This window comes from Mycobacterium sp., assembly GCF_019247615.1.
Classification (GTDB): Bacteria; Actinomycetota; Actinomycetes; order Mycobacteriales; family Mycobacteriaceae; genus Mycobacterium.
In genome coordinates, this window is record NZ_JAFBAT010000122.1 from 1 (window position 1) to 7,806 (window position 7,806).

A 7,806-nucleotide genomic window follows, 5' to 3' on the forward strand; every position below is an offset into this window, starting at 1 on the left:
GCTTCGTGGCATACCCGCACCGGGTCGGCGACGCCCGCGATGCTGGCGGCGGCCCTTTGTGCGGCCTCCCGATAGCCCGGGGACGAAAGCACGCCGTCGACCGCGGCCACCAGCGCGTCGGCGGTCAGCGGCCGGATCAGCCGCCCACTGCCTTGGCGAACCACCCGGTTGGCCATTTCCCACTGGTCGCCCCCGCCGGGAACCGCCACCAGCGGAACCCCGGCCAGCAGCGTCTTGGCCACCATCCCGTGGCCGCCGCCACAGATCACCACGTCGGCATGCGTCAACAACGAAGACTGCCGCCCCAGCCCGACCACCGCCCACGGCGGCACCTTCAGATCTGCTCCGCCCAGGCGGGAGACCGCCAGGCGCGAACCCGCGGGCAGCGTGTCCCCCGGTATCAGGCAGCCCAGCGCGACTTCGGCCAGGCATGACGTGCCGGTCGATGCGGTCGAGGGCGCGATCACCACCAGCGGGCCGGAACCGGGCGGAATATCGAGTTCTCGGTCGGTCGGCTCGAAATGCAACGGGCCAACGACGACGGCCTCCTCCGGCCAGTCCGGGCGGGGAACCTCCAGCGCGGGCAGTGTGGCGATGAGGCGCCGCAGTGGACCGGGGTCACGCGCCGGCAACCCGATGTCGACCCGCACGGCCGCGCGCTGCCGCAGGCCCGCCCTCCAGGACCGCGCCGTCAATGCCCGCATGGTGGCGTCCCGCAACCGCCCGCGCAAACCGGTGCCGGGCGCCAGCCCGGTGCCGATCGGTGGCAGTCCCCTCGAGGGCAGGTAGAGCGGATGGGGGTTGAGCTCGATCCACGGGATCCCCAACAGCTCTGCGGCCATCCCGCCGCCCGCGGTGATGACGTCGGACACAACCAGGTCGGGCGCCAGATCACGCAGGGCGGGCACGTTGAGAACCGCCATCCGCGCGGCGCGCCGGTGGATCCTGGCGCCGGCATCGAGGTCCTGGTCGGTGGCCGCGAGCCCGTCCAGCTCCACGGCCTCGACGCCGGCCTCGCGGGCGGCGTCGACCCACTCCCCGCCGGTGAACAGCGTGGGCTCATCGCCCGCCTCACCGAAGCGTTGGCACAGCGCGATCGCGGGGAACGAGTGTCCGGGATCCGGCCCGGCGACCACGGCGACGCGCATCCGCCCTACCCTGCCACAGCACCGGTACGCTGCCACAGCGCCGACTCGCCTACGCTGGCACTCATGACGGAGCTGACTGAGACGGCCGTTTCCAACACCCGGACGGTCGAGGGTTTCCTCAACGCCCTGCAAGACGGGGATTATGAAGCGGCCGAAGCCGCTTTGGCCGACAACCTGGTCTATGAAAACGTCGGGCTGCCGACGATTCATGGGCGTGCCCGAACAATGAAGCTGTTTCGCCGGATGGCCGGCCGCGTCGCCTTCGAGGTGAAGATTCACCGCATTGCCGCCGACGGCGCCGCGGTGCTCACCGAACGCACCGACGCGCTGATCTTCGGCCCGCTACGGCTCCAGTTCTGGGTCTGCGGGGTGTTCGAGGTCCACGATGGACGAATCACGCTGTGGCGGGACTACTTCGACTTCTTCGACATGTTCAAGGCGACCGCACGCGGGCTGGCCGCGCTGGTGTTGCCCTCGCTCAAGGCGACGTTCTAGCGCTCGACTATCTCTGGGGCATCCCGCCCAGTTCGTCGAACGCCTGGCCCCAACCGAGCAGGCGGTCGGTGGCCCCGGCCAGCTCGGCGCGATAGCGCTGCTGGGAATCCGCCACCGCCGCGCTAGCACCCCCATTTGCCGACGACACCAATTGCGCTGCGGCGGTGACCATTTCGTTGTACTGACGAACCCCGGCACCCAACTGAGCGGTGAACGCGTTGATGGTGGGCACCAGATATGCCCGCGAGGATTCCGAGTACTGAGCGGCACGCTCCATCGAGACCACCTCGGCGGCGCTGGCGGCCATCGCCGCGGAGCACTTGTTGGCCGCGGCGGTCAGGTCCCGAATTTCGTCGGGCGGCAGCATGGACCCGCGCTCGATCACGCCCAGCAGGGAAAAGAAACCGCGCTCCGAGGCGCCCAGGGCATACATGGCCGGCCGCGCGGCGGAACCCGGGGGCGGCAGCCGTCGAGCAGCAGTCGACCGCGGCGCCGGCAGCGGTTCCGAGCGAAGCCAGCGGTAGCGGAACAACAACAGCGTCGCGGGAATCGACATCAGCACCGCGACGCCGCCGGTGACCTCCAACAGCAACGCGAACCAGCCCCAGGCCGCGAGCAACGCCGTCACCACCGCCCAAAACACGCACCCGGCCGCGAAGATCAGCCCCCACCGCAGCGCGCGGCGGCGGCGGCGCAGTAACCGGGCACGCGGATCGGTTGCGGCACTGATCTTTTGGGCAACCAGGTCGGAGAGGTCGGCAGCGGTGTCCAGTCCGCGCTGCAATAACGCGCGCCACGGCCCGCGCTCAGTCGCTCTCACCGCCATGGCAGACGCTCCGCCCCGCTTACTGGCCAAAGGGCTTCTCGGCCACCTGGCCACCGGCGGTCTCGGCGGGCGCCGGGGTGGGCGTGGCGGACGTCCCGCCCGCCGGCAGCGCTTCACCCCGCATCGACGCGCGGATCTGCTCCAGTCGCGAGTGGCCGGCCATCTGAACGCCCGCCTGCTGGACCTCGAGCATGCGGCCCTGCACGCTGCCCTGGGCGAGTTCGGCCGCGCCGATCGCGTTGGCGTACCGCCGCTCGATCTTGTCGCGCACCTCCTCGAGGCTCGGGGTGTTGCCCGGGGCCGCGATCTCGCTCATCGACCGCAGCGATGCACTGACCTGTTCCTGCATCTTCGCCTGTTCGAGCTGGCTGAGCAGCTTGGTGCGTTCCGCGATTTTCTGTTGCAGCACCATCGAGTTTTGTTCGACCGCCTTCTTGGCCTGGGCAGCGGCCGACAGCGCCTGGTCGTGCAGGGTTTTGAGGTCTTCGACGCTCTGCTCTGCGGTCACCAGCTGCGCGGCGAACGCTTCGGCGGCGTTGTTGTACTCGGCGGCCTTGGCGGCGTCCCCGGCGGCTGTTGCCTGATCGGCCAGGGTCAGGGCCTGACGGACGTTGACCTGAAGCTTCTCGATGTCCGCCAGCTGCCGGTTGAGACGCATCTCCAGTTGCCGCTGATTGCCGATCACCTGCGCGGCCTGCTGGGTCAGGGCTTGGTGTTGGCGCTGCGCTTCTTCGATGGCCTGCTGTATCTGCACCTTCGGGTCGGCGTGCTCGTCAATCTTCGCGTTGAACAGCGCCATGAGGTATTTCCACGCTTTAACGAACGGATTGGCCATGAGTTAGCTCCACCCTCGCTTCTGACTGTGACGCTTCTGTCTGTGACGCTTCTGTCTATGCCGGATGAGCGCCCTGCCGCTCAATTTATCGGGTCGGCGACGATCGCCCCAACCCCTTGGCCCGGATCCCAGCGTTCAGGCGAGGGCCAGCGACGCGACGGGCGGGATCACGACCTTGGTGTCGGCGTCGATGTTGGTACCGCTTGCCCCGACGGCTGGCGCGCTGCCGGCCGAGCGCTCCGCGCTGGCCATCCGCTCACCGGCGCCGGTCAGGACGGCCGACAGCGGTACGTCCAATGCGTCGCAGATCGCGTTGAGCAACTCGCTGGAGGCCTCCTTGCGGCCGCGCTCCACCTCCGACAGATACCCGAGGCTCACCCGCGCCGAATCCGAGACCTCGCGCAGCGTCCGGCCCTGTGACGTTCGAGCACGACGCAACACGTCGCCGATAACCTCGCGCGCTAATGGCGGCATCCCTGCTCTCCTTCGTCCACTCGGGCCTGCTGGGCAAGAACAACGAACCGAATCAGCAGGCGCTCACCTACGTGAACGCCGGCAGCAGGGCGTTGGTTCCCATCCGATGAGCCGACGTCGCGGTCAGCCGGCCCGGCGAATTTCCCTGATGGTCGAGGCAACATAGTCGATCCCGGTGACGACGGTCAGCACGATCGCAATTCCCATGACCACTGACGCCGCCTTCAAAAACGGCCCCGACAGCGGCAGCAGGAACAAGCCGATCGCGAGCGCCTGTACTACGGTCTTGAGTTTGCCGCCCCAGCTCGCCGGAATGACGCCGCGACGTATCACCGCCAGTCGCAGCAGCGTCACGCCGACCTCGCGGGTCATGATCACCACGGTGACCCACCACGGCATGTACCCCAGCATCGACAGGCCGATCAGTGCAGCCCCGATCAGTGCCTTGTCCGCAATCGGGTCGACGAACGCGCCGAACTCGGTCGCCATCCCGTAGTTTCGGGCCAGCAGACCGTCGAACCGGTCGGTGATGCACGCGACGGCAAAAATCGCGAAGGCCACGATGCGGCCGGCGACTTGGTGACCGCCGTCGGCAAACAGGGCGAGCAGAAAAATAGGGACGAGCAACAGCCGCACGAGGGTGAGGACATTGGCGAGGTTGGCGATGCGGGCGGGGCTTGACGGTTCCCTCAGCGGACCCGTTTGAGGCTGCGCCGGCACCGCATCAGAATAGCGGTTGACCTGGGCGCCCACCCGAGAGCCGATACTGTTAGCCGTGACGCAAAGTCCGCGGGGTGTCCGGCCGGTGGTCCGGCGCGCGCGAACATCGGATGTGCCCGCGATCAAACGGCTCGTCGACACGTACGCGGGAAAGATCCTGCTGGAAAAGAATCTCGTGACGCTCTACGAGGCTGTCCAGGAGTTTTGGGTTGCCGAGCACCCGGACCTTCCAGGCAAGGTGGTCGGTTGCGGCGCCCTGCACGTGTTGTGGTCCGACCTGGGCGAGATCCGCACTGTCGCCGTCGACCCGGCGATGACCGGCCAGGGGATCGGCCACGCGATCGTCGAGCGGCTGTTGGGGGTGGCCCGTGAGCTGCAGCTCCAGCGGGTGTTCGTGTTGACCTTCGAGACCGAGTTCTTTGGCAAGCACGGGTTCACCGAGATCGAGGGCACGCCGGTCACCGCCGAGGTGTTCGAGGAGATGTGCCGCTCGTATGACATCGGTGTCGCCGAATTCCTGGACCTGAGCTACGTCAAGCCCAACATCCTGGGCAATTCGCGGATGCTGCTGGTGCTCTAGTCCGCGTCGTCGGAGGCGCCCAGGCCCCGGATCGTGGCCAGCGTCGCCGCCAGCTCGTCGGGCTTGACCAGCACCTCGCGCGCCTTGGAGCCCTCGCTGGGCCCGACGATGTCGCGGGTCTCCATCAGGTCCATCAGCCGGCCCGCTTTGGCGAAGCCCACCCGCAGCTTGCGCTGCAGCATCGAGGTGGAGCCGAACTGGCTGGACACGACGAGCTCGACGGCCTGCAGGAAGAGGTCCAGGTCGTCGCCGATGTCCGGGTCGACGTCGGTGCGTTCGCCGGAGGGCTTGGTGGCGGTGACGCCCTCGGTGTATTCGGGTTCGGCCTGGTCTTTGCAGGCATTGACGATGGCCTGGATCTCCTCGTCGGAGACATAGGCGCCCTGCAGCCGCAGCGGCTTGTTGGCGCCCATCGGCAGGAACAGGCCGTCCCCCATCCCGATCAGCTTTTCGGCGCCGGCCTGGTCCAGGATCACGCGGCTGTCGGTGAGCGACGACGTGGCGAACGCCAGCCGCGACGGCACGTTCGTCTTGATGAGCCCGGTCACCACGTCGACGGACGGGCGCTGCGTCGCCAGCACCAGGTGGATGCCGGCGGCGCGGGCCTTCTGAGTGATCCGCACGATGGCGTCCTCGACGTCGCGCGGGGCGGTCATCATCAAATCGGCCAGCTCGTCGACGATCGCCACGACGTAGGGGTAGGGCCGGTACTCGCGCTGGCTACCCAGCGGCGTCGTGATGGCGCCGGAGCGCACCTGAGCGTTGAAGTCGTCGATGTGGCGCACCCGAGCGGCTTGCATGTCTTGGTAGCGCTGCTCCATCTCGTCGACGAGCCACGCCAGCGCGGCCGCCGCCTTCTTGGGCTGGGTGATGATCGGCGTGATCAGGTGCGGAATGCCTTCGTACGGCGTCAGTTCCACCATCTTCGGGTCGATCAGGATCATCCTGACCTCCTCGGGGCTGGCCCGCGTCAACAACGACACCAGCATGGAGTTGACGAAGCTGGATTTGCCGGATCCGGTGGAGCCGGCGACCAGCAGGTGCGGCATCTTGGCCAGGTTGGCCGAGATGAAGTCGCCCTCGATGTCCTTGCCCAGCCCGATTACCAGCGGGTGGTGGTCACGGCGGGTCGACGGCGCGGTCAGCACGTCGGCCAGCCGCACCATCTCCCGGTCGGTGTTGGGCACCTCGATGCCCACCGCCGACTTGCCCGGGATCGGGGCCAGCATGCGCACGCTCTCGGTGGCGACCGCGTAGGCGATGTTCTTCTGCAGCGCGGTGATCTTCTCCACCTTGACGCCGCGCCCCAACTCGACCTCGTAGCGGGTAACGGTGGGCCCCCGGGTGCAGCCGGTCACGGCCGCGTCGACGTTGAACTGGGTGAGCACCTCCCCGATCGCGGTGGCCATGTGGGTGTTGGCGGCGCTGCGCTTCTTGGGTGGGTCCCCCGCGATCAGCAGGCTCAGCGACGGCAGCGTGTAAGGACCGTCGATGATTCGGTCCAGCGCTTCGGTCTGCCGTTTGCCGCGATCGCGGCCGCGCGCTGCCCCTGCTCGCAGGGCAGGCTCGGGAACGGTGGGAATGTCGTCTTGGTCCTCGAGACAGACCGCGGCCGTGTCCGCGATCGGCCAGGCCTGGGCCTCGTCGTCATCTTCGAACGAGGTCTCCTGGTCGTAGTTCGCGCAGTCGGCCGCCTCGTCGATCTCCTCATCGGGCAATCGGGTGCCGAACATGCCGCGCACCACATCGGGCACCTCACGGATGGTGGTCCCCGTCAGTAGCAACAGGCCGAACATGAAGCCGATGAACAGCAGGGGCGCCGCGATCCAGGGCGTCAACCCCTCCGACAGCGGCCCCCCGATCGCGAAGCCGACGAATCCGGCCGCGCGACGCCGTGCTTCCGGGTCTCCGGGGGAACCGGACCACAAGTGGCGCAGACCGAGAACAGAAAGGGTGATCAGCGCGCCGCCCAGGATCAGGCGGGGCCGAGCGTCGGGATCCGGCGACGTCCGCATCAGTGTCACCGCCACGGCGGCGGTGACCACTGGGAGGGCGAGGACCCCCACGCCGATGAAGGTCCGCAGCAGCGTGTCGATCCAGGCACCGACCGGCCGGGCGGCGTCGAACCAGGAACTCGCCGCGACCACGACCGAAATCCCGAGCAGTACCAGGGCGATTCCATCGCGGCGATGTCCCGGGTCGATGTCGCGGGCGCGTCCGATGGACCGCGCTGCGCCGCCGGTGCCGCGCGCGGCCATCAACCAGGTGGCGCGCATCGCCCGGCCGCAGGCCAGCCCGGCGCCCAGCAGCAACGACCGGTTGCGACGTTTCGCGGCTTTTCCCACCTTCTTGCGGGGCGCCGCCGGTCGCGCGGGCCTGGAGCCGCTCCGCGAAGCGGCCCCTGAAGACCGGCGCGTCCTGTTTGTTCGGGTTCCGGAGCGGGCCACGGTCTTACTCGGCATGAGGGCAAGCCTAGTCGCAAATACCTCATCTACACCAACCGCCACACTGGTAACCCAGGCGCATCGGCACTCGGCGCGGGAGCCGTGGGTAGGGTGGATCCGGTGTGATGTCGGCAACAGTGAAGTCACGCCGTCCACCACCCCGCGATCACTCCCAGGAGGCCACAGCATGCCCGTCGTCGTCGTCGCCACCCTGACCGTCAAACCCGAATCGGTGGACACGGTGCGGGACATCCTAGCCAGCACGATTCGAGAAGTGCACGACG

The 7,806-nt window shown here is 68.2% G+C and carries 8 protein-coding genes and 1 pseudogene; 3 read left to right on the forward strand and 6 right to left on the reverse strand.

Going from position 1 to position 7,806, the window contains the following annotated elements; genetic code table 11:
- Positions 1 to 1,148: glycosyltransferase (locus tag JO059_RS08260; RefSeq protein ID WP_293315608.1), on the reverse strand; the 1,148-nt coding region annotated here is incomplete at its 3' end.
- Positions 1,149 to 1,211: 63 nt separating this feature from the next.
- On the opposite strand from JO059_RS08260, the gene JO059_RS08265 reads away from it, so the two are divergent.
- Positions 1,212 to 1,643, forward strand: coding sequence for a limonene-1,2-epoxide hydrolase (locus JO059_RS08265; RefSeq protein ID WP_293315609.1), 432 nt, complete (start codon positions 1,212 to 1,214; stop codon positions 1,641 to 1,643).
- 7 nt (positions 1,644 to 1,650) lie between these two features.
- Here JO059_RS08265 and JO059_RS08270 read toward each other — a convergent pair whose 3' ends face one another.
- From JO059_RS08270 to pgsA, 4 genes are all read right to left on the reverse strand, one after another.
- A complete protein-coding gene (locus tag JO059_RS08270; protein WP_293315610.1) occupies positions 1,651 to 2,469 on the reverse strand; it encodes a hypothetical protein in 819 nt (272 codons plus the stop codon).
- A 19-nt stretch (positions 2,470 to 2,488) separates the two neighbouring features.
- Positions 2,489 to 3,304, reverse strand: coding sequence for a phage shock protein PspA (pspA, locus tag JO059_RS08275; RefSeq protein WP_293315611.1), 816 nt, complete (start codon positions 3,302 to 3,304; stop codon positions 2,489 to 2,491).
- Between the two features lie 135 nt (positions 3,305 to 3,439).
- Positions 3,440 to 3,778, reverse strand: coding sequence for a transcriptional regulator ClgR (gene clgR, locus JO059_RS08280; protein WP_293315612.1), 339 nt, complete (start codon positions 3,776 to 3,778; stop codon positions 3,440 to 3,442).
- 123 nt (positions 3,779 to 3,901) lie between these two features.
- Complete coding sequence (pgsA, locus tag JO059_RS08285; RefSeq protein ID WP_293315615.1) at positions 3,902 to 4,498, reverse strand: CDP-diacylglycerol--glycerol-3-phosphate 3-phosphatidyltransferase; 597 nt, start codon at positions 4,496 to 4,498, stop codon at positions 3,902 to 3,904.
- 55 nt (positions 4,499 to 4,553) lie between these two features.
- Between pgsA and JO059_RS08290 the strand changes: the two genes are divergently transcribed.
- Positions 4,554 to 5,078, forward strand: a complete 525-nt coding sequence (locus tag JO059_RS08290) for an amino-acid N-acetyltransferase (protein ID WP_293315613.1) — start codon at positions 4,554 to 4,556, stop codon at positions 5,076 to 5,078.
- Here the strand turns inward: JO059_RS08290 and JO059_RS08295 are convergent.
- Positions 5,075 to 7,711 carry a DNA translocase FtsK gene (locus JO059_RS08295; RefSeq protein ID WP_293315614.1) on the reverse strand — a complete coding sequence of 879 codons (2,637 nt, stop codon included), beginning with the start codon at positions 7,709 to 7,711 and terminating at the stop codon, positions 5,075 to 5,077. The two genes, JO059_RS08290 and JO059_RS08295, sit on opposite strands and share 4 nt — an antisense overlap.
- On the opposite strand from JO059_RS08295, the pseudogene JO059_RS08300 reads away from it, so the two are divergent.
- Positions 7,710 to 7,806: pseudogene (locus JO059_RS08300) on the forward strand (antibiotic biosynthesis monooxygenase); the annotation flags it as partial. The gene JO059_RS08295 and the pseudogene JO059_RS08300 overlap by 2 nt on opposite strands.

What these genes read in the sequence shown, in the direction of transcription:
- JO059_RS08265 (WP_293315609.1), top strand. Translation starts at nt 1,212, where the DNA reads ATGACGGAGCTGACTGAGACGGCCGTTTCCAACACCCGGACGGTCGAG.
- JO059_RS08270 (WP_293315610.1), bottom strand. Translation starts at nt 2,469, where the DNA reads ATGGCGGTGAGAGCGACTGAGCGCGGGCCGTGGCGCGCGTTATTGCAG.
- pspA (WP_293315611.1), bottom strand. Translation starts at nt 3,304, where the DNA reads ATGGCCAATCCGTTCGTTAAAGCGTGGAAATACCTCATGGCGCTGTTC.
- clgR (WP_293315612.1), bottom strand. Translation starts at nt 3,778, where the DNA reads ATGCCGCCATTAGCGCGCGAGGTTATCGGCGACGTGTTGCGTCGTGCT.
- JO059_RS08295 (WP_293315614.1), bottom strand. Translation starts at nt 7,711, where the DNA reads ATGCTGTGGCCTCCTGGGAGTGATCGCGGGGTGGTGGACGGCGTGACT.